Here is a 25198-nt window from a genome sequence, read left to right as displayed (position 1 = left end):
GCGCAGGGAACCGGCCATGCCACGGAACGTTCCGAAGGTGGCCAAGGTCTCACCACGGAACCGTCACGGGTCGGCTTGCCCACCCGCCGGTTCGCCTACCTTGGACGGATGTTCGCGACCCCCGACGAATCGTTTCAGCCCTCCCCCGACGGGCCGGACGGCTGCCCGCTTCCCGGCATCGTGGCCTCCTTCACGCCCCGGCTGGCCGAGCTCGCCTTCGAGCCCGGCTTCGTCGCGGCGGTCGACCAGCACGTGGCGATGCTGCGGGAGCTGCTGTACGCGCAGGGGCCGGAGCTGACGCCCCGGCCCCTGGACCGTGCGGAACTGGCGGACTACGCGCTGGGCTTCCTGGACGCGCTGGCCGAGATCGGCTGGCGGGAGCCGGTGGGCTACGACTACGCCGTTCTCCGGCTGACCGCGATCTGCTGGCTGGTGCGCGAACAGGGCCTGCTGGAGGTCTGAGTTCCGCCACCGGTTCCGAGCGCGCCCGGTTGTCCGGGATGGTTCCGTCGGGTGAACGCTGCGGCCGTCCGCACGCGTACAGTGGCGACCCGGAGGATCGGGCCGTGTGGCGGGAGGGTGCGCAGGTGATCGGAAGCGGTACGGACAGCGGTACGGACAGCCGTGCGGCCGCGCACCGGGTGCTGCAATGGCGGGTGCGGCCCTCCGGGGCCCGGGCCGCCGTCCTGGTTCTGCACGGGGGCGAGGAGCACAACCTCTCCCGGCCGGGCCGCCTCAACCTGCCGCTGCTGCGGATGCGCGGCTTCCTGCGCTCGCTGGGCCACGACACCGCGGGCGCCGGGATCGCCGTCGGCACCGTCCGCTACCGCCACCGCGGCTGGAACGGCGAACGCGCCGACGCCGCCCGGGACGCCCTGGCCGCCCTCGACGAGGCGGCCGCGCTGCTCGGCCCGGTGCCGACCGTCCTGATCGGCCACTCCATGGGCGGCCGCGCCGTCCTGCGGGCCGGCGGCCACCCCTCCGTCACCGGCCTGATCGCCCTCGCCCCCTGGTGCCCGGCCGAGGACCCCTGCGAGCACCTGGCCGGCCGCGACGTCCTGCTGCTGCACGGCGACCGCGACACCGTCACCCCGCCCGCCGACACCCACGCCTTCGCCGCCCGCAGCCGCGCCGCCGGCGCCCGCGTCTGCGGCTACACCGTCACCGGCAGCGGCCACGCGATGCTCCAGCGCATCCCCGACTGGCACCGCGCCACCACGCGCCTGACCACCGCGCTCCTGGGCCTGCGCCCCCTCCCGGCCGAGACCGCCTCGGCGCTGGCGCTGCCGGCCACCTCACGGGAGGCGCTGACGCTGCCGCTGCCCCGGCAGCCCCGGGTCGCGCCGAACCTGCCGGCGAACGTCTGAGGCCGCCACCCCGGCGCGGCGGCCACCTGGGCGGGTGAACCGTACAGGGGTGCACCTGTAGGGATACGGGTGCGGGCTGCTAGGAAGCGGCCGGGGGCGCGGGGAGACGGCCGGCCAGGAGGGCGCGGCCGAGCGGGGTGGGCCGGTGGGTGACGGTGCGGCCGTCGCGCTCCTTGGCGCTGAGGCCGGATTCGGCGAGGACGGTGGCGTGTTCGCTCGCGGAGGCGGTGGAGATGCCGAGCAGGGCGGCCAAGTCCTTGGTGGAGCACGGGCCGTGGTCGGCGATCGCCTCCAGGGCGGCGGCCCGGGTCTGGCCGAGCAGGGCGGTGAGGGTGCGGCTCGGGGTGGGTTCGGCTTCGGCGAACAAGGGGCCGTTGATCCTGGCGGGGTAGAGGAGGACGGGCTGCTGCTCCGGGTCCTCGAAGCGGGCGATGACGGGGCGGCGGACGCCGAACACGCAGGGCTGGAGCAGCAGTCCGCGACCGTCCAGTCGCAGGTCGTGCCGGCAGCCGCCGACCAGCGGGAGGGTGAGCACCGGGCGGCGCCAGGAGATCGCCGGGTGCAGCGAGCGCAGCACCTGGTCCGGCTCGGTGATCCTGCGGCGGAGGCCGTGCTCGGTGGTGACGATGGTCTCGATCTGCCGCCGGTAGGGGTCGATCGCCCGGGTCTGGTACTCGGCGGTGACGTTGCCGAGCAGCTTCCTGGCCCGTCGGTCCCCCGTCGCCACACCCCGGGCGAAGGCGCTCAACTGCCGCTCCCCGCCGACCGATCGCAGGTGCTCGCGGAGCGGCTCCTCGGGCGCCTCGGCGGTGGCGCTCTCGGTAGCTCCGGGGTCGCGGCGGACGGTGAGGAACTCCGGGATCGCGGAGCGGGTGTAGAGGTCGAAGAGCAGCGCGGTGCGCGGGTTCCAGGAGGACCGCAGCCGGTCCCGCCAGGGCTTGAAGCGCGGATCGCGGTGCCCGCTGACCAGGGCGTGCACGCTCAGTGACAGCTCCATCGACATGTCCGGACGCGCGGCCACCCGGAGGCGTTCCAGGTCGTCCCTACCGAAGAAGATTCGCAGCACGGTGCCGATCGTCGCCCCGGAACCGTCCGGGCCGCAAGACAGTTCGGCGAGATCCGAATCGTTTGCGGGCGGTTCGGGGCCCGGCCAGGCTCGTAGGGGGCGCCCGGGTGACGGACCGGACGTCCGCCGGGGGGGGGGGGGGGGGGGGGGGGGGGGGGGGGGGGGGGGCGGCCCCCCCCCCCCCGCCCCGGGCCCTTACGCCGAGGTGTCCGCGCCGGTGCCGCGGCCGCGGCGGCCGAGCACGGCGCCCGTCACCGCGCCGAGGACGCCGACCACGATGCCCGCGATGCCCAGTGCGCGGGCGGTGGAGTCACTGCCGCTCGCCTTCGCGGTCGCGGTGCCCGTCGTGGTCGCCGGCGCCGGGTCGGCCTTGGCGCTCGCCGCGGCGCCGGGGGCGGGAGCGTCGGAGTCGCCGGCGGTGGCGGCGGTCAGCTTGAGCACCGGCGCCGGGTTCTTCGGCTCGGGCCGGCCGTCCTGGGGCTCCTCGATCCAGCGCACCACGGTGCCGTCGCTGTAGGTCTGCAGGGCCTTGAAGACGACCTTGTCCGTGCCGTCGGGCAGCGCGCCGAGGTCGACGGTGAAGTCCTGGAAGTGGCCGGGGGTGATCTGGCCGCCGGTCCACACGACCTGGGAGACGGCGTCGGTGATGTCGCCGTCATCGGTGTGGATCGGGGTGGCGAGCTTGGTGGTCTGGATCGCGTCGGTCCAGCCCGGCACCGGCGCGACCTTGACGGACGGGATCGGGTGGTCGGTGGGGAAGTCGATCTCGACCTTCACCGTGCTGTTCTTGTCGTCCTCGTTGGGCACGCGGAACGCGAAGGTCTGGTCGGTCGCGTTCTTGGGCACGCTGTTCGGCTGCACGATGACGTGCGCGGACGCCGGGACGGCCGCGCCGAGTACGGTCGCGGCGCCCAGGGCGCAGGCGGCGGCGAGACGCTTCTTCAGGGACAGGCTCATGGCTGTGTGGTCTCCGGGTCGGAGGTACGCGTGCGCCCGTGGAGACGGAGCACGCGTATGGGATCAGAGGGAGGGCGGACGGCCGTGACCGGACGGCGTTCCCGCTCCGGTCAGACGGCCGGTACCAGCGGCGGGCCGCGCCTGATCACCACGTGTCGCAACAGCGTCCACCGCGGCTGCCACCACCGGCCCTCGGCGGGCACGAAGTGCACGGCAGCGGCCCGCGACCGTCCGTGTGTCCCGCCGCGCAGCACCGCGAACAGGGCCAGCGCCCCGCGCAGCGACGCCGCGCGGGCGTGAACCGTCGCGGTGACGGTCTCGGCGGTCAGCCGGACCAGCCGCCACACGGCCACCTCGCCCCGCCACAGCCACCATCCCGCGGCGACGGTCGCCGCCAGGTGCGCGACGAGCATCGCGGGGCTCAGCCCCAGGAGCGCCGCATGGCTCCAGAAGGACACGTGCGTCGCCGCGACGACGGCGTGCGGAGCCGCACTGCTTCCCGCCGCGGCATGGGCGGCCGACGGACCGGAGCGACCGTTGCCCGCCGACAGCGCCCTGGACATGCCGGCCATGCCGGACATGCTGTGCATCCCGGGCATCGCGGCCATGGCGGCGGACGGGTTGGCCGGGCCGGCGGCCGTTGGAGGACGCCGACCGCACTGCGCGGCGTGGAAGAGGACGTGCAGTCCCCCCTGTCCCGCGGCCAGGCCACCGACGATCGCCCGCAGCGAGCGCTCCCGCCGCGCGGCGAGCACGGCGACGGCGCCGACGAGCACCCACCCGACCAGCAGCGCACCCGGCGCTACCGCGCTGCCGGACGCCAGCCCGTGCCCGAAGGCGGCCAGCGCGACGCAGACCGTCGCGAAGGGCAGAGCCCGCAGTACGCGAAGGTCGAGCGCGGCGGCACGCGCCGCCGTAGGCACGGGATCGGTTCTCGGGGCAGACATGGCCGGGACATCATGACACCGGCCTCCATCGCTCCGGTCGGGCTCCCCCGGATCGTTCCCAACCCGACACTTGCGGCCACCGAAGCGGCACAACGGGTGAGCGACGCGGACCCTGCGCTCAGGCGACGCTGACGTCGAACGGCAGGTCGGCGTGGTCGTTCCGGCCGCTGGAGAGGACTCGTCGCGATAGTGCGGCGATAGAGGGGCGTTGGTGCGGCTGCCTAACGTCGTCCTCGCACTGGAGGAGGATGGATGGACAGACGTCGGCTGGTCGTGGGTATCAGTGGTGCGACCGGGATCGTGTACGGGCTGCGGGTGCTGGAGCTGGCACGCAAGGCCGGCGTCGAGACGCACCTCGTCGTCACGCCCGCCGGGCAGCAGACCCGGGCGTACGAGACGGACCTGTCGGCGGCGGATCTGGCTGCCATGGCGGACGTCGTGTACCGGGCCGCCGACGTGGGCGCGGCCATCGCCTCCGGCTCGTTCCGCACTGCCGGGATGATCGTCGCGCCGTGCTCCATCCGCACGCTGTCGGCGATCGCGCAGTCCAACGGCGACAACCTGCTGACCCGGGCGGCGGACGTGACGCTCAAGGAGCGCCGCCGCCTCGTGCTGATGGTGCGGGAGACCCCGCTGACGCTCGGTCACATACGGGCCATGGCCGCGGTCACCGAATCCGGCGGGATCGTCATGCCGCCGGTGCCGGCGTTCTACCTCAGGCCCGGCAGCGTCGACGAGATCGTCGAGCACACGGCCGGTCGGGCGCTGGACCTGCTCGGGATCGACGTGCCGGACCTGCCGCGCTGGGGTGAATGAGCCTCCCGTGTGGACCTCCGGGCGCGCACGGCGTGGGGGGGGGGGGGGGGGGGGGGGGCGGCGGCGCCCCCCCCCCCCCCCCCCACGCCCGCCTCACGCGTAGACGTACTCCGGCTGCCACTGGTCCCGGGGCCGTTGGTGCAACTCCACGTAGACCTTGGCGATGGTCGCCGGGTCGAACCGCTCGTCGCCCGGGCGGATGAAGCCGCCGACGGTCACCGTGGTGACGTGCACGCCCGCGTCGCGCTGCTCCTCGTGCAGGGCGTGTGCGTAGGCGCGCAGCGCCGCCTTGCCGACCGAGAGGGTGGCGTAGTCGGGGGACGGCGCGAGTGCGAAGCCGCCACCCGTGATCAGGACGGTCCCGCGACCGCCGCGGAAGGCCGGGATCACGTGACCGGCCGCGACCGTCGCGCCGATGACGTTGACCGTGAGACTGGCCGCCCAGCCCTCCGGGCTGACCGCGGTGGGGGTGTCGGGGCGGGCGTAGGCGGCGTTGTAGACGAGCGACTCCGGGGCGCCCAGGTCGGCGACGGCGGCGTCCAGCGCGGAACGCAGCTGCGCCGGGTCCGCCGCATCGGCCTGGTAGGCGTGCGCGGTGTGGCCTTCCTCCTGGAGCTGTGCGGCCAGCTCCTTCAGCTTGGGGTCGGTCCGGCCGATCAGCGCGACCGCGTGGCCGGCCTCGGCGAAGGCGCGGGCCACGGCCATGCCCAGGCCGGGGCCGGCACCGATGATGAGGGCACTGCCCTTGTCGGTCATGATCACTCTCTCTCAACTCTCGGGGACGGGCACACGGGCGGAGGTGGCGGCGAGCCGGGCCGCCTCATTCCTTCGCGCTCTTGAAACCGTAGGCCTCCCAGTTGTCCAGCACGTGCTGCTGGAGCTCCGGGGACCAGTTGTGGGCGAAGTCCGAGGCCACCGGCCGCTGGTCGGCCGGGAAGCGGTCGGCGAGCAGGCAGTTGTAGACGACCTTGGTGGCGTGGTAGCTCAGCCGCTCGTGCTCGTCGAGATAGACCGGAATGATGTTCTGCGGCTGGGCGGGGAAGTGCGCCTCGCCGTGCTCCGGGTGCGAGCGGCTGGCGAACGCCCAGATGATCTGACCGGCATCGGCGATGTCGAAGTCGTGCTCGACCAGGAGCAGTTTGGGCACGCCGAAGGCGAGCTTGCCCGCGCCGAACACCACCTCGCCGACCTGCTGGGCCATGTCCTTGGAGTCCAGGCCGGAGTCCTCGTGCCAGGACGGCTTCAGTGCGACGACCCACCAGTGCGCCGCCGACTCCAGCACGCCCCAGCAGGCCGACACCGGCAACCCTGCCTCGCGCAGCACGTGCGTCATCTCGGCGGCGTGCGGCAGGCCCCAACCGGTGTGGTCCTCCTCGACCGGCGCGCCGGCGACGGCGACCGGCAGGATCGCCTCGTCGCGGTAGGTCACGGCGGTGACGTGCAGCACGGGCTTGGGGGAGTGGCTGCCGCGGTCCAGGTAGCCCGGGTACTCGCCCATGGGGCCCTCCTCGACCAGGTCGGTGCGGGAGACGTAGCCCTCGATGACGATCTCGGCGGTGGCGGGCACCAGCAGGTCCACGGTCTCGGCCGGCACCAGCTCCAGCGGTTCGCCGAAGTAGGCGCCGAGGAAGTGCGACTCGTCGTCGCCCTCCGGCAGGGGCATGCCGCCGACGTAGGGCAGGCCGGGCTCGACGCCGAGCGCGACCGCGACCGGCATGTCCTCGTCCTGCTCGGTCCACTGCGCGCGGATCATCCCCAGGTGCTGGGGCGGCGGGATCAGGCAGGCCAGGCGGTTGTGGTCGACCAGCATCATGCGGTTGATCGACCAGTTGGTCCACGACCCGTCCGGCGTCTTCGCGATGTTCATCCCGAAGGACTGGATGTAGCGGCCGCCGTCGCCGTCGTGGATCAGCGGGGTGGGGAACTTCAGCAGGTCGATCGCGTCGCCCGTCATGACGTTCTGTTTGCAGGGCGCGGCGGCCCGCTCCACCACCACCGGCGGGATCGGCTCGCGCTGCCGCGCGTCGGCCAGTGCGGTGACGATCTCGGCACCCTTGGCGTCCGCCGGGAGGCCGAGGGCCAGTGCGATGCGGCTGTAGGTGAGGCCGGGCTGGGCGGACAGCCCGCCGGGCGCCGACAGCACGCGGAAGCCCTTCTCGATGCCGGTGACGGAGTTGAAGAGCGGGGCCGGGGCCCGCAGTTCGTAGGTGCGACGGGCCACCGCGCCGAGTTCGAGCCGCCAGTCGACCTCCTTGTCGATCGGCTGGAGTTCGCCGATCGCGTCCAGGGCGTCGATGAAGGCGCGAAGGCTTTTGAGGTGATTCACGACAGTCCTCCTCGTTCGTGCGCCTGACGCTAGACACGCCCGATATCGCGGTGCTAACGCCGGGACATCGCCGGAATCCGGTGTCTGTTCGCGCTGCCGGCCGTGCTCGTCGAGCGCTCAGCGGATGTCGTCCTGCCTGCCCGAGTGTCCGGCGGCCGTGAGGGGTTCCCGGGCTGGACGGGCGCTCTCCCGGTGGTCACCCTGGCGGTCGGCACACTGGCCCAGGACGCGGTGGACCTCGCCGAGATGCGCCGAGGCCCCCGCGGCGCGGAACATCCGGAGGGCACGCCCCAGTTGGAAGCGGGCGGTCTGATACTCACCGACCGAGGTCAGGGTGCGGCCGATCAGCAGGTAGCAGTAGCCCTGCGCGGTCAGATCGCCCAGGGGTTTGGCGGCGGCCAACGCGGCCCGCGCCTGCCGCAGTTCCTCGGGCTGGCCGCCGCGCAGCGCCAGTCCGCAGGACTGCGCGGCGGCCAGGCGCCACGCGTAGGAGTTCAGGCCGTGCGCTGCCGCCTGGGCGATCAGGGTGGAGAGCACCTGCTGCTCGTCGGTCAGCCAGGCCAGGGCGGTGTCACGGTCGGCGAAACCCGTCGGCGTGAGGCCCGCCGGGAGCGGGACGTGGTCGGGCTCGACGTCCGTCGGCCGGGCGCTGCACCTGCGGTCGGCCACCAGGGCCCAGCGCAGGTAGTAGTCGTAGAGCCGGTGGCCCGCGGCCCGCTGTTCGCGCGCGTCGGTCGCGTCGTCCACCAGCTCGACGGCGAACGCCCGGAGCAGGCTGTGCATCGTGTACCGGCCGGGGGCGCTCTCGGTCAGCAGACTCATCGCCGCCAACTCGTCCACCAGCGGCGCCGCTTCGGCCGGCGGGATGTCCGCGAGCGCCGCCGCCGCGGCCGCCGTCAGCTCCGTGCCCGGGTGCAGGCCGAGGAAGCGGAAGACGCGCGCGGCCGGCTCCGTGAGCCCGACGTACGACCAGGACAGCACGCTGCGCACGGTGCTGGCCTCGTCCCCGGCGCTCAGCGCGTTGAGCGCGCCGCGGTCCAACTGGTCGGCGAGCGTGGACAGCGGCGTCGCGGACACGGCGGCGCGCGCCGCCACGACGGACAGCGCCAACGGCAGGTGCGCGCAGCGCTCCGCGATGACCTCGATCGCCTGCCCCTGCCCGGACGTCCGCCGGGTCCCGAGCCTGCGCACGAGCAGTTCGTGCGCGGCGTCCGCGCTGAGCGGGGCCAGCACCAGCGCCTCGGCGCCTTCCAGCGCCACCAGGCTGCCCAGCGACCTGCGGCTGGTCACCAGCGCGCGGCAGTCCTTGCCGGACGGCAGCAGCGGCCGGACCTGGGCCGCGTCGCGCACGTTGTCGAACACCACCAGCAGCCGCTTGTTCGCGATCAGTCCCCGGTAGAGCGCCACCCGGCCCTCGGGCGTGGCGGGAAGACGGGTTGCGGGGACGCCCAGGAAGTCGAGCAACGCGCGGATGGCGCCGTCGGTCGCAACGGGTCTGCCCTCGGCGGTGAAGCCGTTCAGGTCCAGATACATCTGCCCGTCGGGAAACCGCTCGGCGATGCTGTGTGCCCAGGCCAGGGCCAGGGTCGTCTTGCCGACGCCGGCAGGCCCGACCACGGTGGCGACGCGCACACCGGCACCGACGTCCAGCGCGTCGGCCGCGAGCCGGCCGTACCCGCCACGGGAATCCTGCGGGGCGGCTGCCGCTTCCGGCGGCGGTGCGGGGGCGGCCAGCAGCCGAGTGAGCTCCCGAAGCTCCCGCTCACGACCGACGACCAGCCGCGGCGGGCGCGGCAGCTGCGACAGCGGGAATCCGACGCACTGTCCGCCCGGCGTGTCGCCCCGCACCGCATCCGTCAGGTCGTCCCGCGAAGGTGCGACGCTCGCCGCTTCGGCCTCCGTCGCGGCCCGGGCCGTTGCCGCCGCGGCCACCCGCGCTCGGGACGGCGCCCGTCCGGTCCGCGTCGCCGCCGCGGCCTCGGCCTCGGTCCGGACCACGGACCGGCCACCGGCGTGGGCCAGGGCGCGCGCCCGGTGCCACACCGCCATCAGCTCGGACAGCGGGGCGTCCCGCAGGGCCAGTCCGTGCAGTTCCCGCAGGCACTGCGAGGGGTCGGCGCCGATTCCGTCCCGCAGCGCCCGCCGGGCCCTGCCGTAGCAGCTGAGTGCCTCGGCGCGGCGCCCGGTGCCGTACAGGGCCACCATGGCGCGTTCGTACATCGGTTCCAGCAGCGGGTGCGCGACCGTGAGGTCCGTCAGCCGCGGCAAGGCCCGGTCGAAGTGGGTACCGCTCAGCAGCGCGTCCAGCCGGAGCTCCTCCAGGCGCAGCTGGAGTGTGTCGAACGAGGGCACCCAGTCGGCCTGGAGGCGTTCACACGGCACGTCCTCCAGGGGCTCACCGCGCCACAGGGCGAGGGCCGCGTCCGCGTGCCGCTCGCCGGAGCGCCAGTCCCCATCGCAGAGGGCCTTCCGGGCCAGGGTCTCCAGCGTTGCGGCGTGCAGGTGGTCGAGCTCGGCGTCGTCGCGGACCTCCAGCCGGTAGCCGCCGGCCGTGGTCTGCAGACGGTCGGCGACCTCCAGCAGGTTCCGGCGCAGCCGGGCCACGTAGTTGAGGATCGCCGGTTTGGCGTTCACCGGCTTGCGGTCCGGCCAGACCGCCTCCATCAGGGCGCCGGTCGAGACGGTGAGGTTGGCGCGCAGCGCCAGGCAGGCCAGGAGGGTGCGCTGCTTGGGCGCGGCTACGACGAGGCGATCTCCGCCGCCCGTCTCCACCTCAAGCGGCCCCAGCACGCCCAATCGCATTTCAGGCCCTCCCCCGACCATCACGCACCACAGTAACTCGTTTTCCGTAAGCGGTGTGTGATCTTGTATCAGTTGTCCGCGGTCCCGGCGGGAGCGGCCGTCGTGGCAGCTCCGGGACCGGTTCCCCCGGCGTCAGCCGCTCGTAGAGCTGCGTGTGCGACCGGCCGTAGCCGAGGCTCTGCCGAGCCGTGGCAGGCAGGCTCGACCGGTACCGGCAGGACACCACCGCACCAGGTACGAGCTCGGCAGCGGGATCGGCCGACGCGCCGAACCGGTGCGGTGAGCACCGGACGCTCAGGTCCGGTCACACACAGGTCCGTCTCGATTCGCACGGCGCGGGCCGGAGCGATGGTGATCCGGAAGTCTCCGGCCCGCGCCGTGGGGCGCCCCGCGGGTTGGCACTCCGCCTCTCACCTGCACCGACCCGCCCGCTCACCCGGGCCGACCCGCCGCTGATCCGTTCGGAACGCGGACCGGCGGTCGAGCCCGGTCCGTTTGGCGTTGACAATGGGATTTGTCCCCATTGTTCCGGAGCAAGGCTGGGACCGGTTTGGTCGACCTGCGGAGAAGTCCTGATGTGCCCGAGCGGCTTTCCCGCCCGAGGCGCAGCGGGCAAGGACGCCAAGAACACGGCCGGCCGCATGCGGGAAGGCCGAGGCGGCTGTTCAAGGGCCTGCTGAGCCTGCGCAGCCTCACCGGCCCGGTGCTCCTCCTGCAACTGGCGGTGATGCTGCTGATCGTCGTCGCCACGCTGGTGGCTCTCGTGGTCGGGGCCCGGCGCGACGCCACGGCGGACGCCGAGAACCGGACGCTCGCCGCGGCGCAGATGTTCGCGCACTCGCCGGGGATCCTGACGGCACTGAGCAGCCCCGATCCGACCGCGGCCCTGCAGCCGTACGCCGAGGCGGCTCGCAAGGCCGCCGGCGTGGACGCCATCATCGTCTACGGGTTGGACGGGATCACGCTCACCCACAGCGACCCGAACCAGATCGGGAAGCACGTCATCGGCCCCTACGCGCAGGCGGCGACCGGCAAGCCCTTCACCATGACCTTCCACGGATCACTGGGCCTCTCCGTGATCTCGGCGGTACCCGTCAAGGCCGCCGACGGCTCCGTCGTCGCCATCGTCTCCGCCCCGGTCACGGTCGGGAAGGTGCGGCACAAGGTGAACCAGCAGCTGCCGGTCCTGTTCGGCGGTGCCACGGTGGCTCTCGCCATCGGCGCGTGCGGGGCGAGCCTGGTGAGCCGCCGGCTGCAGCGGCAGACCCATGGCCTGGGCCCGGCCGAGATGACCAGGATGTACGAGCACCACGACGCCGTGCTGCACGCCGTCCGGGAGGGCGTGCTGATCCTCGGCGAGGACGGCCGCCTGCTGCTGGCCAACGACGAGGCCTGCCGGTTGCTCGGCCTGCCCCCCGACTGCCAAGGCCGTACGATCACCGGGCTGGGTCTGGGCCACCCGGTCGGCGAGCTGCTGGCCTCGGGGCGAGTGGTCACCGACGCTGTGGTCGGCTCCGGCGACCGCCTACTCTCGGTGAACACCCGGGCCACCGACCGCAACGGGGGACCACCCGGGCGGGTCGCGACCCTGCGCGACTCCACCGAGCTGCGCGCCCTGTCCGACAAGGCCGAGGCGGCCAACGAGCGCCTCAAGGTGCTGTACGAAGCCAGCAGGACGATCGGCACCACACTCGACGTGGTGCGCTCCGCCCAGGAACTCGCCGAGGCGGCCGTCCCGGGCTTCGCCGACTACGTCACCGTCGACCTCGCGGAGCCCGTCCTGCACGGCGACGAGCCCACCGGCACCCGGATCCTCCACCTGCGGCGCGCCGGGCTGAGCGGCGTCCACCGGGACACGCCGTTCCATCCCGTCGGTGCGACCGTTCCGATCGTTCCCACCGCCCTGCTCGGCCGCAGCCTGCAGCACGGCCAGTCCGTACTCGAAGCGGATCTGACCAGCTCCGCCGTCTGGCACGACGACGTCCCGGACCGGGCCCGGCGCACGGCCGAGGCCGGCATCCACTCGCTGCTGAGCGTGCCGTTGCTCGCCCGGGGCCAGGTCCTCGGCGTGGCCGTCTTCTGGCGCGCGGCCTCACCGAAGCCCTTCGACGAGGACGACCTCTCGCTGGCCGAGGAGTTGGTCGCCCGGGCCGCGGTCTGCATCGACAACGCCCGCCGCTACACCCGCGAGCACCGGATGGCCGTCACCCTCCAGCACAGCCTGCTGCCCGGCGGACTGCCCCAGCAGAGCGCCCTGGACGTCGCCTACCGCTACCTGCCCGCCGAGGCCGGCGTGGGCGGCGACTGGTTCGACGTGATCCCGCTGCCCGGCGCCCGGGTCGCCCTGGTGGTGGGCGACGTGGTCGGCCACGGCCTGCACGCCGCCGCCACCATGGGCCAGCTGCGCACCGCCGTGCACAACTTCTCCTCCCTCGACCTGCCCCCGGACGAACTGCTCGGCCACCTGGACGACCTGGTCAACCAGATCGACCAGGACCGGGCGGCCAAGGACGACGACGCCATCACCGGCGCGACCTGCCTGTACGCCGTCTACGACCCGGTCACCCTGCGCTGCACCATGGCCCGGGCCGGGCACCTGCTGCCGGCCCTGGTCCACCCGGACGGCGTGGTGGAGTTCCCCGAGTTGCCCGCCGGGCCGCCGCTCGGCCTGGTCGGCCTGCCGTTCGAGAGCGCCGAACTCCAGCTGCGGGAGGGTACCCGGCTGGTCCTCTACACCGACGGGCTGGTCGAGGACCGCTCCCGGGACATCGACGTCGGCCTCGAACTGCTGCGCTCCACCCTCGGCCAGGGCGACCGCAGCCCCGACGACACCTGCGAGGCGGTGCTGAACGCCCTGCTGCCGGCCAACCCGACCGACGACATCGCCCTGCTGGTCGCCCGGACCAGGGCGCTGCCCGCCGACCGGGTCGCCGTCTGGGACGTCCCGGCCGACCCGGCCGCCGTTGCCCGGGTCCGGGCCGGCGTCGCGGAACGGCTCACCGAGTGGGGGCTGGACGAGCTGGCCTTTGCCACCGAACTGATCGTCAGCGAGCTGGTCACCAACGCCATCCGGTACGGCATCGCTCCGATCCGGTTCCGCCTGATCCGTGACCGCGCACTCATCTGCGAGGTCTCCGACGGCAGCAGCACCTCCCCGCACCTGCGGTACGCGGCCAGCACCGACGAGGGCGGGCGCGGGCTGTTCCTGGTCGCCCAGCTCTCCGAGCGCTGGGGCACCCGCTACACCCCCAACGGCAAAGTCATCTGGGCCGAACAGCACCTCCACGAGGGCGCCACCCCGGCAGCGGAAGGTTCCGGCGGGATCCCGCTCGTGACCACCGAAGGACGTCTGGAGTCATCGTGACCGCATCTCGTGCCCGAGCGGCGACCGTCTCCGGCTGCCTGGTCCTCCTGGCCGTGGGCCTGGGCGCGTGCGGCCACACGCCGCCCGCCGCACCCAAGGACCCGTCGGTGGCCACCTCCGCGCAGGACGTGGGCGGCATGGACGTATTGACCGCCGCGGCGAAGAAGGAGGGCATGCTCAGAGCGATCGCGCTCCCCCGTGACTGGGCCGACTACGGCGGCCTGATCGACGGCTTCGAGAAGAAGTACGGGATCACGATCACGGTCGACAATCCGCTGGGCCACAGCCAGGACGAGGTCGACGCCATCAAGAACGGGACACGGCAGAGCGCTCCCGACGTCATCGACGTGGGGGACACGTTCGCCCGGGCAGCAGGCCGGCAGAACCTGCTCGCGCCGTACAGGGTCGCCCAGTTCGGCTCGATCCCGGGCAATCAGAAGGACCCGCAGGCCCGTTGGTCCAACAACTACGGGGGCTACATCTCCATCGGCTGCGACGCGAACCGCGTCGAGGTCTGTCCCCGGACCTTCGCCGATCTGCTGAAACCCGCCTACCGGGGCAAGGTCGCGCTCGAGGGCGACCCCACCCGCTCCGGGACCGGATTCGCCAGCGTGTACGCGGCGGCCCTGGCGAACGGCGGATCGTTCGACGACATCCAGCCCGGCCTCGAATTCTTCGCCAAGCTCAAGCAGGCGGGCAACCTCAACCCGGTCGATGCCACCTCGGCCACGGTCGCGAGCGGCCAGACGCCCATCAGCATCAACTGGGACTTCGTCAACCTCAACTACACCGACCAGCTCCGCAGCAAAGGCGTCAAGTGGCAGGTCTCGATCCCCTTCGACGGCAGCTTCTCCCAGTACTACGCGCAGGCGATCAACAAGAACGCCCCACACCCGGCGGCCGCCCGCCTGTGGCAGGAGTACCTCTTCAGCCCCGAGGGCCAGAACCTCCGGCTCAACGGCTACGCCCGCCCGGTGCTGCTCGACGCCATGGCGAAGGACGGCACCCTTGACCAGGCCGCCGCCGCAAGGTTGCCGACGGTCGAGGGAACGCCCGAGTTCCCGACGGACGCGCAGACCGAGAAGGCGCAGCAGACGGTCGCCGTGGGCTGGGCGAAGGCCGTCGGGAAGGGCTGACGCCGGGGGCGTGTCCAGTCGACGGTCCTCAGCCGCCGCTGCCCGCCGGGGCGGCGAGCCGGTAGCGGTTGGACTCCCGGGCCAGAAGTCCGTCGTCGACGAGGGCGCGCCGCAGCGAGACGGCGTCCAGCACGCCGCCCTCGCACCACGGCTGCAGGCGGTCGGTCACCGTCCGCTCGTCGTAGTCGTCGCCGGCGGCGAAGGTGCTCTCGGCGACGTGTCCGAGCACCGCGAGCCGGGCGTCGTCCTGCTCCGGCACGTTGACCAGGACGCCGCCGCGGACGTGGCCGCGCAGCTGCGGGTCGGGCTGGTCGGCCGCCCTCTCCTCCGCCACCCGCCGGGCGGCGGTCTCCGCGGCCGCGGCGAGGGCGTCGTCGTCCAGGGCCGGCGAGCCGCGCCCCTGGACGAGCAGTCCGCTGCGGACGAGCCGGCCGATGGCCTTGGCGGCCTGCGGTGCGGCGAGCCCCGAGAGGGAGAGGATCTCCGAGGAGGTCGACGCGCCGAGGGCGAGCGCCGAGAACACCCGGCGCAGTGCCGGATCGCCCAGGTCGATGGCGAGTTGTTCGGGTGTCATGAGAGAGAACGCATCCTTTCCGAAGCCTGCCGGCCCGTGCGCCCGGCACGGGCCGGTTCCCATCCGGGGTTCAGCGGCCCTTGCGCTTGACCTTGATCTTGGACAGGTCGGTGGAGACCGACCGGAGGTCGCGGTACTCGCCCCCGAGCTTGTGGATCGCGGCCGCGGCCAGTTTCTCGGCCCGGCCCAGCACGAGGTCCTCGGTGTCGTCCTCGGTCGCCGGGATGAGGACCCGGAAGGTGAAGGTGAGCAGGGCCGGCTCGTAGGTGACGGTGCCCTCCTCGGTGAACCGGGCCTTGAACAGGTCGTGTTCGCCCGCCTGGGCGACCAGGGACGCCCGCTGTTCATCCGTGAGCTCGGCGAACTTGCCGTGGGTGATGACCTGGTAGGTCGTACCGCTCATAACTGTGGTTCTCCAGTTGTGGATTCGGCCATCGGCCCGCGATCCGCAGTCGCGCGCCGACGAGGTGACCGAACGTCAGTCGATGCCCTCCGACTGCCGAGGCTCACTTCTGCTCCGGCCGGTGCGTCAGGTGCGGCAGGAGGAACAGCAGGCCGGTGACGAGCACCAGTCCGCCGGCCGCCCAGTACAGCGCCTCGCTGTAGGTGGCGATGAAGGTCTTGGAGCGGATCTCTCCCAGGACGGCGCCGATCGCCTTGACGTCGGCGCCGGAGTCCTGGCTGGTGCCCGGGGCGCTCGCGAGCAGCGTGGTGCAGCTCTCGGGCACCTCGGTCAGGTCGGGCCGGCCGAGCGAGTCGGTCGCGCAGGTCCGGATCGCTCCGGCCTGGGCCGGAGCCACCGCCTGGACGGTCGGGATGACCTTGGCGGCCTGCGGGCCCGCGTTGCTCGCCAGGGCGGAGAAGAAGACACCGCCGATGATCGCCACGCCGAGGGCCGCGCCGAGCTGCCCGGTCGCGTTGATGATGCCGGATGCCGCGCCCGCCTCCTGCGGCTTGACCTCGCGCAGGATCAGGCCGGTCAACGGGGCCATCAGCAGACCCGTGCCGGAGCCGAGCAGGAGCATGGACGGGACGGCGTGCCAGGAGGTGATGTCGCTCCCGGCGTGGTTCGCGACCCAGGCGTAGGAGGCGACGCCGAGCATCATCATCAGCGCGCCCGCCACCAGGGTGTACCGCCCGTACCGGGGGAAGAGCGTGCGCACCGCGATCGTGCCGACGATCGGGACCCCGAGCGAGAACGGGATCGCGGTCAGACCGGTGTGCAGCGCCGACCAGCCCAGGCCGCCCTGGAGGTAGAGCGTCCAGCTGAGGAAGAAGCCCGCCGGGACGGCGCTGAAGAGCATCTGCGCCGCGACGCCGGCGCCGAACGCGCGGACCTGGAACAGGGAGAGGATCACCAGCGGGGATCCGTCCTTGCGGGTCTTGTACCGCTCGTAGAGGACGAAGCCCGCGATGACGGGCACGGCGACGAACAGGCAGGTGATACTCCAGGCGGGCCAGCCGAGTTGACGGCCGAGCATGAGCGGCAGCATCAGCAGGAGCAGCCCGACGATCGCGAGCAGCATGCCGATCAGGTCCAGCCGCATCGCGTGCGGGGACTTCGACTCCTTCATCCACTTCGCGGCCCCGATCAGGGCGGCCACGCCGACCGGCAGGTTGACCACGAAGATGCCCCGCCAGCCGAGGTCGAGCGGGCTCCAGTCGACCAGGGCGCCGCCGAGGACGGGGGCGGCGACGATGGCCAGGCCGATCATGCCCGCGTACAGACTGACGACGCGGCCGATCTCCCGCGGGGCGAACGTCACGTGGATGATCGCCAGGACCTGCGGGACCATGATCGCGGCGGCCACACCCTGGAGGATGCGGGAGGCGACCAGCATCTCGGAGTTCTGCGCGGCCGCGCACAGGGCGGAGGCCGCGACGAACCCGGCGACACCGGTCATGAACATCCGCTTGCGGCCGAAGATGTCACCGAGCCTGCCACCGGTGATCAGGATGGCCGCGAAGGCCAGGGTGTAGCCGGCGGTCACCGCCTGGATGACGACGGCCGACGCGCCGAGGTCGCCCTGGATGGTCGGGATCGCCACGGTGACGATGTTGACGTCCAGCAGGTCCATGAAGGTGGCGACCAGCAGAACAACCAGCGCGAGCCACCGCTTCGGGTCCGGCGCGGGGGCGTCGGAGGTGACAGGCGGTTCGGCGGTCGGTTGCTCCGCCTGCCCTGCCTTGAAGTTCATGGGTTCTTCTCCGGCTTCTCGGTCGATGGCGTCCGGCCCTCGGTGGTCGGACGCCCGGGAGACGGGCGGGAGGCTTCCCCGGCGGGCGCGGGGTTCCGGGCGAGCGCGCTCCACGAGCGCATCAGCAGCTCGACGGCGTCCGCGACGGCGTCGATGCAGCTGTCCTCGGGGGAGAGCACGCGCTGGATGGACAGGCCGTCGCCCAGCGAGTGCAGGACGAGGGCCAGGAACTCGACCGGGGCCGGGGGAGCCACCGAGCGGGCGGCGAAGCCCTGTTCCAGCGCCTGGGCGAGCGCGGCCCGCGAACGCCGCTCGCGGTCGGCGAGCACCGGCAGCAGCTCCGGGTCGCGCAGGCCGTAGAGCCAGAGCTCGGTGCGCAGGGCGAGCCAGCTGCCGAGGGTCTCGTCGCGCCGGCGGTACCAGGACCGCATGTGCTCCATCAGGTTGTCGAACGACCCGGCGTCGCGGCTGAGCTCCTGCATCTCTTCGAGCTCGCGCTGGGTGCGCTGTTCCAGCAGGGCCAGGACGAGCTCGTGCTTGCCCTCGAAGTTGCCGTAGAACGCGCCGCGGGTGTAGCCGGCACGTTCGGCGATCTGCTCGACCGAGGTGCCGCCGACACCGTGCTCGGCGAAGAGTTCGGCCGCGGCCTGCAGCAGCTGCTCGCGGGTGAGTTCCCGGCTCTGCTGCCGGGTGAGCCGCCTGGTGATGGTGATCGCCTCCTGATGCGTTGTCAGATACGGGACTGTATCCCAATACGGGTCTGTATCTGAAATGGAAAGACGAATCCCGAGGTCAGTGCGCGAAGCGGCGCATCAGCCGGTCCGAGCGGTGGCACGCCCCGGTGCGCTACGGGCCACGGGGGACAGCCCGCGCTTCTACCGCGATTCGCGGGTGAACAGGGACTTCGACCAGAAGTGGCCGAGCACGGCCGAGCCCAGGCAGCAGGCGAGCGAGAGCCGCGACCTACGGCGGCACAACGGCGGCACCCGCGACCTTCAAACGTGCTCGCGCGGTGCCCGTCGCCACGCTTCAGTCGTTGAGGTCGCCGAGCCAGCGCAGGGCGCTCAGTCCGGGCAGGAAGCAGTACTCGCCGCCGCGCGTGACGACGAACGACGGCAGTGACCGCAGGCGCCGTCTTATCGGACGTCGGGGGATCGTGAAGTCACCCGGTCCGTCGTTGGACCCGACGAACGGATCCCTGGCGTTGCCCGCGCCGAAGAAGACTCCGTCGTTCATCCACTGGGACTGGACGAACTCGAACTGCCGCCCGAGGTGTGCCCCGACGAACGCGAACATCAGCCCGCGGTCGACGCCGTCGTCCGCCAGTACCCCCTCGGGCAGCGGCGGGCCGTACGCGGTGCCGCGTCTGATCATGCGGTGGAGCCTCGGTTCTCCCGCCACCGCCGCGTCGCGGGGATTGGCCCGGCGGATGTGGCAGCCGCCGGGAGTCGTGAAGCCTGTCGGATCGTCGTCCTGATAGCGGAAGTTGTTGTTGCGGCCCCGGTCGGCACCGAGGACGGGGTCGTCGTGCAGCGGGCTGAGCGCCAACGGTGCGCCGCTGCGCCAGCGCCCCATGAGCTTGGCTGCCAGGAGGTCCTCGTCCTCGGGACCGGTGGAGTTCTCCCTGAGGAAGCGCCGGAACTCGGCGGTCCGCTGGTGGAGTTTGCGGAAGACCGCGTAGCTGCCGTTGCGTCCCAGTATGTCGGGTTGCGGGGTCTGGACGCCACCGAGCTCGTCGCGGTAGCCGAGTACGAACTCGCCGGCTTTGAGGGGTACTTCCAGCTGGTTCGACCCGGTGATGCCGCTGCCCTCGACGGCGGGGTGGCTGATGCCGTCGCGGTAGCCGAAGTGTTCCGTCTCGGTGGGCAACGCGTAGCAGTCCTGCCGCCAGATCGCTGTCACGCCGGTGAGGCGGTGGTAGGCCGGGCGGGCATGGTCGATGGCCGCTTCCAGCCCGGCGCTGTCGGGTGCGAGCGCGGTGAGTACCACGTGAACGTCCGTGGTGCCCAGCGGTGGTTCCCAGTACTCGGGGCAGCTCTCGCCGGTGTCGCCCAGCGCCGCCGCCCGTGCGGCCATGCCCTGCCGGAACTCCCAGGCGAACGTGTCCAGCGATTCCCGCGGCACACCGAGGACCTTGAGGCCGTGGTGGGTGAGCGCGACGCTCACCCAGGTCTCGCCCAGCGGACTCGCCGAGTGGGCGGCCGATGTCGCCACCGCGCTCAGACGCCGCATCAACTCCCGTCCGTGTGTGCGGTCGTCGATGCGGAAGAGGATGTACGTCGCCGCGTACGGGGTGGGACGGGGGCTGAGCACGCCGCGCTGGATGTCGTCGAGCTCGAGTGTGGGTCGGCTTTGCGTGGTCACGGACACCGCCTCCCAAGGACGCTACTTCGAGGCGAGGTTCCGCCAGAAGTTGCGCAGGCTCTCGTCGGCTCCGAACAAGGTGCTGAAGATCGTGGAATCCGCCATCAGCACGTCGCCGGCCCGGTCGCCACTCGGGGGCATCCACAGGAACATGTTGAACTCCGTGTTGCCACTGTCGGTGAACGGGTGCGGCCGGGACACGTCGATGGGTTGCCTGGCCAGGACGTGGACGGTATTCGGATCATCGGTGGTCACGGCGTAGTGCGGCAGGTGCGGGTGGAAGTTGAAGTTGGTCACCCCGTCCAGCCACCCTCTGCTGTCCAGGTCCCTGGTCGTCGACAGCGGGGCGATCCGGTTGTCCTCCCCTACCGCTGGACGCAGTCCGTAGCGGTTCACGACGGGCACTCCGAGCCCCGCCATCAGGGAGCGGCCGTACCTGCCGAACCGCTGCTGGCGGGGGACCAGGGCATCGCGGTGGTGGTGGTACTCGACGTCGCGCATCACCATGTCGTCCGAGGCGCCGACGTCGTGGTGCGGGCCGAGGACCAGACAGGTGCCGTCCCGGGTGAGGAACTGTCGCACCGCCTCGATCTCCTCGGGCGTGGCCTCCTGACCGGTCACCACGTGGTCCAGCGAGAAGACGAACACGGTGTCGGTGTCGGCCAGCACCCGCTCGTCGAGTGGAGTCCTGAAGCCGGCCTGATCAATGCGTTGGTAGACCGGGACGGCGTGTCCGGTGGTCTCCTCGACGAGTTGCTGGAACGGTATCCAGGCCCAGAAGAACAGCTCCAGCGATCCCGCGATGCTCTGCTGGAACTGTCCCGGGTCGGACCACCTCGGCTCCTCGTAGTCCGGCCAGGCCACGCGCCGGACCTCGGTCATGGTGGAGAACCGGTTGTCGAGCTCGGCCGGGTTCCTGCCGGTCTCGGCCGGGTAGCTCCACGAGACGTAGATGCTCACCCGTCGCCGGCCAGGGGTGTATCGGCGTGGGACATGGTTCTGGTTGTAGGTCCGCGCGGTGGCGATGTTGTCCATCTCGTCGTCCGATCCTCAGAGGAACGCGGGCCGCAACCCGATCTCACTGCAACTGGTCGAGCATCTCCGACAGGGCGCTCTTGATGCGCAGAGCCTTCTTGATCTCGTCAGCCGTGAAGTACGGGTACTCTCCGTACTCGATGAAGCTCGGGCAATGGTGTTCCCGGACAAACCTGACGAACGCCTCGGGATTGGTCTTCCAGTCCTCGGGAAATCCCTCGAGATTCTCGAAAGCCGTGCTCACCCCAGCCTTGGTGAACAGCGCGACGGCGTCTTCGGTGTACTTGTCGAAGTCGGTGTCGAAGATGCCCTGGTACATGAACCGCGTGTCGTCGTCGAAGAGAACCCAGCGCAGGTAGTGCAGCTTGAGCGGGGCCAGAAGATCCGGATCCTCTTCCAGCGCCTTGGCCAGCTGGTGACCGTAGTCGCGGATCACCACGGCCCGGCCGGGCTTGACCTTCGCGATGACGGTGAAGCCGTAACACGCCGGAGTCCTCGGAAAGACGGGGCCGTATTTCCCCTGGTCGAGGTGGTCCGTCTCCTTGGGGATGACAACCGCTTGCGGCCGGATCTCCATGGCTGTTCCTCCATTTTCCCGCGTGGAGCACACCCACGAACCACTGTTCCACACGGCGCGGCCGTCCGCCCGCTCGCTACCGGACCGGCAGCGACTTCTCGGTCGTTGTCAGCTCCCGGAAGTGTCCCGGGGCCGGGATGCGGGGTGCCGCCGTGGGGGCTTCCCGGAGACGGCCACCACGACGCTCGGGCCTCGACGGCGTGAAAGGAGCGGCCGTAGGGCCTGTGCGAGTGGACCGCATGACGTCCGGGCCGCTCCGCCGGCGGGGGTGTGCCGGAGTGGGCGCGCCGGTGTGCCGGCACCGTGGCCGGCGCCGGCACGCCGGGGCGCGTCGGATCCGGTGGTGCTACGGCAGCTTCCACTGCTGGTTGGTGCCGCTGTTGCAGTCCCAGATCTCCAGTCGGGTGCCGTTGGTGAGGGTGGCGGCCGGGTCGTCGAGGCAGCGGTCGGACTGGGTGCCCTTCAGGGTGCCGTCGGGCTGGGGCGTCCACTGCTGGTTGGTGCCGCCGTTGCAGTCCCAGAGTTCGACCGGGGCGCCGTTGGCCGTGCCCTGGCCGGTGACGTCGAGGCACTTGCCGTTGTGGGTGAGGGTGCCGTTGGACCAGGTCCAGGTCTGCGAGGCGCCGCCGTTGCAGTCCCAGAGCTGCACCGCGGTGCCGCTGACGCTGGAATTGGCGTTGTCGTCGACGCACTTGCCGGGCAGGGCGGAGGTGACCGGCCCGGTGTGGGTGGACGGCGTGCCGGGGGTGAGGGCGAAGTTGTCGAACTGGTCGGTCTGGTAGCCGGTCACGCCGAGGCCGGCCTGGCCGTTGGTGAAGCCGGCGTCGGTGGCGCTGCCCACGGCGTGGCCGTCGATGCTGGCGGTGAGCGTGGTGTCCTGCATCGACAGCGAGACGGTGTGCCAGCTGCCGGTGCCCGGCGCGGTGATGGTGCCGCTGGCGAGGGTGGTGAAGTTCCAGCTGGTGTCGCTCTTGTCGATGGACCAGGCGCCGGTGTCGCTGACCCGCAGGTGGTAGGCGTTCAGGCCGTTGTCGTTGCGGCCCTGCTGGTTGACCCGGCCGAGCAGTTCGACGCTGCTGGACTGCTCGAAAAGGGTGTCGGCGGTGACGGTGTAGTTGGACCAGCTGCCGTCGCCCATCATCGTGTACGGGGCGTTGTAGGGCTCGTCGGTCCAGCGGATCGGCGTGGTCGGGGCCATCTGGCGCAGGCAGGTGCCCGTGCGTCCGCCGCCGCAGGGGACGGTCTGGAAGGCGCCGTTCATGTCGGTGAAGTACTTCGGGGAGGTGGTGGTGGCCGGGGTCTCGAAGTCGTCCTTGTAGGGCAGCTCGAGCGGGGCGGCGGCCGGCGCGGCGGCGGTGCCCTTGCCCTGGCCGGTGGTGGTGGTCACCGTGTAGACGTGGCCGGGCTGGAGGGTGAGGGCGTAGGTGCCGTGGGCCGGGGTGAGGTCCTGGGTGTGGACGAACCAGCCGGCCGGGTCGGTGGAGTTGAGGTCGGTGTCCCAGACGTGGACCCGGCCGGCGGACAGGCCGCCGGTCACGGTGAAGCTCGCGGTCCGGGCGGCGGTGGCGTCCATGGTCTCGATGACGGTGCTGTAGTCGTCGCCGTTCGGCGACTTCAGCGTGACGTAGCTGCCGTTGGCGCGCGCGCCGCCGAGGTAGCCGCCGGCGGAGTCGATGTAGCGCCAGCCCGGCTTGGCGAACTGGGCGGTGTGCGCGGTCACCCAGGTGGTCTTGCCGATGGTGTAGTTGCCGGACCAGGGCTGGTTGGCGATCGACATGCCGTCGGTGGAGAAGTACAGGTTGGGGTAGAGCGCGGCGATGACCGGCCAGTTGATGAAGGAGGTCATCTTGCCGTCGAGGTAGTCGCGGTTGATCGCGCGGGCCACCGACGCCGCGCCCGCGTTGGCGTCCTCGGAGCCGTTCTCGCTCGCCCACAGCGGCTTGCCCAGGGACTGGGCGTTCGCGGTGCTGGGGCAGGAGTTGAAGGCGCCGAGGTAGCCGCACGGGTAGTGGACGCCGACGATGTCGACCGCGTTCTTGAACGCCGGGTCGGTGGCCATGGCGTCGGCCACGTCCCAGCCGTCGTCGGCGGCGACGACCTTGGTGCGGTAGCCCTTCGACACCAGGGTGCTCTTGAGGTTCTCGTACCACGTCTTGTCGAAGCCGCGCTCGTTCCACCCGCCGAGGTAGTCGACGGTCAGGTGGTGCTGGGCGGCGCAACCCATCCAGTCCATCAGGTAGTTGATGGTGTCCTGGGACCAGAAGTTGCCGGAGCCGTGGTCGATCCAGCCGGGGGCGCCCCAGGACAGGCCGTAGAACTTGATGTCGGGGTTGCGGGCCTTGGCCTGCTCGGCCAGCCACCACTCGTAGCCCTGGTTGCAGTCGACGGTGCCGGCGGTGTGCTCGATGCTGGGCTCGGCGCCGTCGGTGGAGTTGGTGTCGCCGCCGATCTCCAGCTTCAGCACCTGCAGTGAGGCGCCGTAGCCGGGCTTGAACAGGTAGTCGAGCAGCTGACTGCGCTGCGGCTCCGGATAGTCGACCAGCAGGCGGGAGTTGCCGCCGCCGCCGGAGATGGCGCCGACGCCGTCGAAGGCGAGGCCCGGCTTGGTGCCGTCGAGGGTGATGGCCGTGGTGGGTGTGGCCGTCGTGGTGGTGGGGGCGGCCTGGGCGACCGGTGACGTGGCGAGTCCGCCGAGCGCGCCCAGCAGCGCCAGGGCTGCGCTCAAGGCGGTGCGGCATGTTGACGACAGGCGTCTGCGACCCATGGGGGGACTCCAGGGGGAGGGTGGGGGTTTCTGTTTGGCGTTGCTCAATATGGAGACGAAATGAGCACTAGTCAACAAGTTCTAACAGAAGCACACGTCCGGCGGTTCGTCGACATCGCCCTGTCTCCCACGTCGCGCCTGATCCGGGATCGCGCGCCGCTCGGAACGTCGACGGGCGGGACTGCCATGGGGAGGCAGTCCCGCCCGTTCGGCGGTGAGGATGTGTCACCGGACACCCGGGGCGCGGCGCGGGCCCCCGGGTGTCCGGCGGCAGCCGCTGCGGCTGCCGGGCAGGGCTACTTGACGGAGCCGGCGGTGAGTCCGGACACGACGTGGCGTTCGATCACCGCGAAGAGCACGACGACCGGCACGATGGCCACCAGCGAGGCGGCGAACACGTAGTTCCACTGCACGCTGTAGGCGCCGATCATGTTGTTGATGCCGACGGTGAGCGGTTGCCGGTCGGGCGAGTTGGTCAGGGTCAGGCCCATGATGAACTCGTTCCAGGCCGAGATGAAGGTGAAGATCACGGCAGTGACCACGCCCGGCAGAGCGAGCGGCAGGGTGACGCGGAACAGCGCGCCGAGCCGGCTGTTGCCGTCGATCATCGCGGCTTCCTCCAGCTCCATCGGGATGGAGCCGATGTAGGCGCTCAGGATCCAGATCGCGAAGGCCAGGTTGAACGCGGCGTTCGCGAGCACCAGGACGATGGGGGTGTCCAGCAGGTCGAGCGCGTAGAACTCGCGGTACAGGCCGACCTGGAGAGCGGTGGGCTGGAACATCTGGGTGACCAGCACGAGCAGCAGGAAGGCCTTGCGGCCGCGGAAGCGGACCCGGGCGGTGTAGTACGCGGCGGGCAGGGCGACCAGCAGCACCAGGAGTGTCGAGCCGCCGGCCACCAGCAG

Annotated in this window: 20 protein-coding genes and 1 pseudogene; 5 read left to right on the top strand and 16 right to left on the bottom strand. The window is 71.8% G+C overall.

The window, feature by feature from the left end; all coding sequences use genetic code 11:
• The first annotated feature begins 108 nt into the window (after nt 1-108).
• Both ACGF12_RS29090 and ACGF12_RS29085 read left to right on the top strand, forming a co-directional pair.
• A complete protein-coding gene (locus ACGF12_RS29090; protein WP_393036279.1) occupies nt 109-462 on the top strand; it encodes a DUF6401 family natural product biosynthesis protein in 354 nt (117 codons plus the stop codon).
• Between the two features lie 125 nt (nt 463-587).
• Nucleotides 588-1367: an alpha/beta hydrolase gene (locus ACGF12_RS29085; protein WP_393036276.1), complete on the top strand. Its 780-nt coding sequence runs from the start codon at nt 588-590 to the stop codon at nt 1365-1367.
• 79 nt (nt 1368-1446) lie between these two features.
• On the opposite strand, the gene ACGF12_RS29080 is transcribed toward ACGF12_RS29085, so the two are convergent.
• The 3 genes from ACGF12_RS29080 to ACGF12_RS29070 all read right to left on the bottom strand — a co-directional run bounded on the left by ACGF12_RS29080 (nt 1447) and on the right by ACGF12_RS29070 (nt 4313).
• Nucleotides 1447-2433 (bottom strand): ArsR/SmtB family transcription factor, encoded by a 987-nt coding sequence (locus ACGF12_RS29080; RefSeq protein WP_393036273.1) that lies wholly within the window; start codon nt 2431-2433, stop codon nt 1447-1449.
• 195 nt (nt 2434-2628) lie between these two features.
• A complete protein-coding gene (locus tag ACGF12_RS29075; RefSeq protein WP_393036270.1) occupies nt 2629-3390 on the bottom strand; it encodes a YcnI family protein in 762 nt (253 codons plus the stop codon).
• Between the two features lie 110 nt (nt 3391-3500).
• A complete protein-coding gene (locus tag ACGF12_RS29070; RefSeq protein ID WP_393036267.1) occupies nt 3501-4313 on the bottom strand; it encodes a hypothetical protein in 813 nt (270 codons plus the stop codon).
• Nucleotides 4314-4589: 276 nt separating this feature from the next.
• Between ACGF12_RS29070 and ACGF12_RS29065 the strand changes: the two genes are divergently transcribed.
• Nucleotides 4590-5153 carry a UbiX family flavin prenyltransferase gene (locus tag ACGF12_RS29065; protein WP_387630412.1) on the top strand — a complete coding sequence of 188 codons (564 nt, stop codon included), beginning with the start codon at nt 4590-4592 and terminating at the stop codon, nt 5151-5153.
• A 93-nt stretch (nt 5154-5246) separates the two neighbouring features.
• Here the strand turns inward: ACGF12_RS29065 and ACGF12_RS29060 are convergent, their stop codons facing one another.
• From ACGF12_RS29060 to ACGF12_RS29050, 3 genes are all read right to left on the bottom strand, one after another.
• Nucleotides 5247-5909, bottom strand: a complete 663-nt coding sequence (locus ACGF12_RS29060; protein ID WP_393036262.1) for an SDR family oxidoreductase — start codon at nt 5907-5909, stop codon at nt 5247-5249.
• Between the two features lie 64 nt (nt 5910-5973).
• Entirely contained in the window at nt 5974-7479 is a 1506-nt protein-coding gene (locus ACGF12_RS29055; RefSeq protein ID WP_393036259.1) for a UbiD family decarboxylase, read from the bottom strand.
• Nucleotides 7480-7596: 117 nt separating this feature from the next.
• Complete coding sequence (locus ACGF12_RS29050) at nt 7597-10281, bottom strand: BTAD domain-containing putative transcriptional regulator (protein ID WP_393036256.1); 2685 nt, start codon at nt 10279-10281, stop codon at nt 7597-7599.
• A gap of 703 nt (nt 10282-10984) precedes the next feature.
• Between ACGF12_RS29050 and ACGF12_RS29045 the strand changes: the two genes are divergently transcribed.
• The gene (locus tag ACGF12_RS29045) at nt 10985-13645 is read left to right on the top strand and encodes a SpoIIE family protein phosphatase (protein WP_393036253.1); all 2661 of its coding nucleotides are present in this window, start codon (nt 10985-10987) and stop codon (nt 13643-13645) included.
• Nucleotides 13642-14781 carry an ABC transporter substrate-binding protein gene (locus ACGF12_RS29040; protein ID WP_393036250.1) on the top strand — a complete coding sequence of 380 codons (1140 nt, stop codon included), beginning with the start codon at nt 13642-13644 and terminating at the stop codon, nt 14779-14781. The genes ACGF12_RS29045 and ACGF12_RS29040 overlap by 4 nt, the downstream gene beginning before the upstream one ends.
• A 28-nt stretch (nt 14782-14809) precedes the next feature.
• On the opposite strand, the gene ACGF12_RS29035 is transcribed toward ACGF12_RS29040, so the two are convergent.
• The 10 genes and pseudogenes from ACGF12_RS29035 to ACGF12_RS28990 form a co-directional block, all read right to left on the bottom strand.
• Nucleotides 14810-15355 carry a DUF2087 domain-containing protein gene (locus ACGF12_RS29035; RefSeq protein ID WP_393036248.1) on the bottom strand — a complete coding sequence of 182 codons (546 nt, stop codon included), beginning with the start codon at nt 15353-15355 and terminating at the stop codon, nt 14810-14812.
• A gap of 70 nt (nt 15356-15425) precedes the next feature.
• Nucleotides 15426-15758: a DUF6204 family protein gene (locus ACGF12_RS29030; RefSeq protein WP_393036245.1), complete on the bottom strand. Its 333-nt coding sequence runs from the start codon at nt 15756-15758 to the stop codon at nt 15426-15428.
• A gap of 103 nt (nt 15759-15861) precedes the next feature.
• Nucleotides 15862-17553 (bottom strand): MFS transporter, encoded by a 1692-nt coding sequence (locus ACGF12_RS29025; RefSeq protein WP_393036242.1) that lies wholly within the window; start codon nt 17551-17553, stop codon nt 15862-15864.
• Nucleotides 17550-17993, bottom strand: coding sequence for a TetR family transcriptional regulator C-terminal domain-containing protein (locus ACGF12_RS29020; protein ID WP_393036239.1), 444 nt, complete (start codon nt 17991-17993; stop codon nt 17550-17552). The genes ACGF12_RS29025 and ACGF12_RS29020 overlap by 4 nt, the downstream gene beginning before the upstream one ends.
• 135 nt (nt 17994-18128) lie before the next feature.
• Nucleotides 18129-18206: pseudogene (locus tag ACGF12_RS29015) on the bottom strand (TetR family transcriptional regulator); the annotation flags it as partial.
• Nucleotides 18207-18582: 376 nt separating this feature from the next.
• Entirely contained in the window at nt 18583-19917 is a 1335-nt protein-coding gene (locus ACGF12_RS29010) for a Dyp-type peroxidase (RefSeq protein ID WP_393036236.1), read from the bottom strand.
• A gap of 21 nt (nt 19918-19938) precedes the next feature.
• On the bottom strand, nt 19939-20952 hold the full coding sequence (locus tag ACGF12_RS29005; protein ID WP_393036233.1) for a hypothetical protein: 1014 nt from the start codon (nt 20950-20952) through the stop codon (nt 19939-19941).
• 43 nt (nt 20953-20995) lie between these two features.
• Nucleotides 20996-21529, bottom strand: a complete 534-nt coding sequence (locus tag ACGF12_RS29000) for a hypothetical protein (RefSeq protein WP_393036230.1) — start codon at nt 21527-21529, stop codon at nt 20996-20998.
• Between the two features lie 346 nt (nt 21530-21875).
• The gene (locus ACGF12_RS28995) at nt 21876-24254 is read right to left on the bottom strand and encodes a ricin-type beta-trefoil lectin domain protein (RefSeq protein WP_393036227.1); all 2379 of its coding nucleotides are present in this window, start codon (nt 24252-24254) and stop codon (nt 21876-21878) included.
• 335 nt (nt 24255-24589) lie between these two features.
• Nucleotides 24590-25198: carbohydrate ABC transporter permease (locus ACGF12_RS28990; protein ID WP_393036224.1), on the bottom strand; the 609-nt coding region annotated here is incomplete at its 5' end.

Origin of the sequence: Kitasatospora sp. NPDC048296, from assembly GCF_043201815.1 — a bacterium.
GTDB lineage: Bacteria > Actinomycetota > Actinomycetes > Streptomycetales > Streptomycetaceae > Kitasatospora.
Note: the sequence above shows the minus strand (reverse complement) of the source record. Positions and strands in the feature narration are given on the sequence as shown.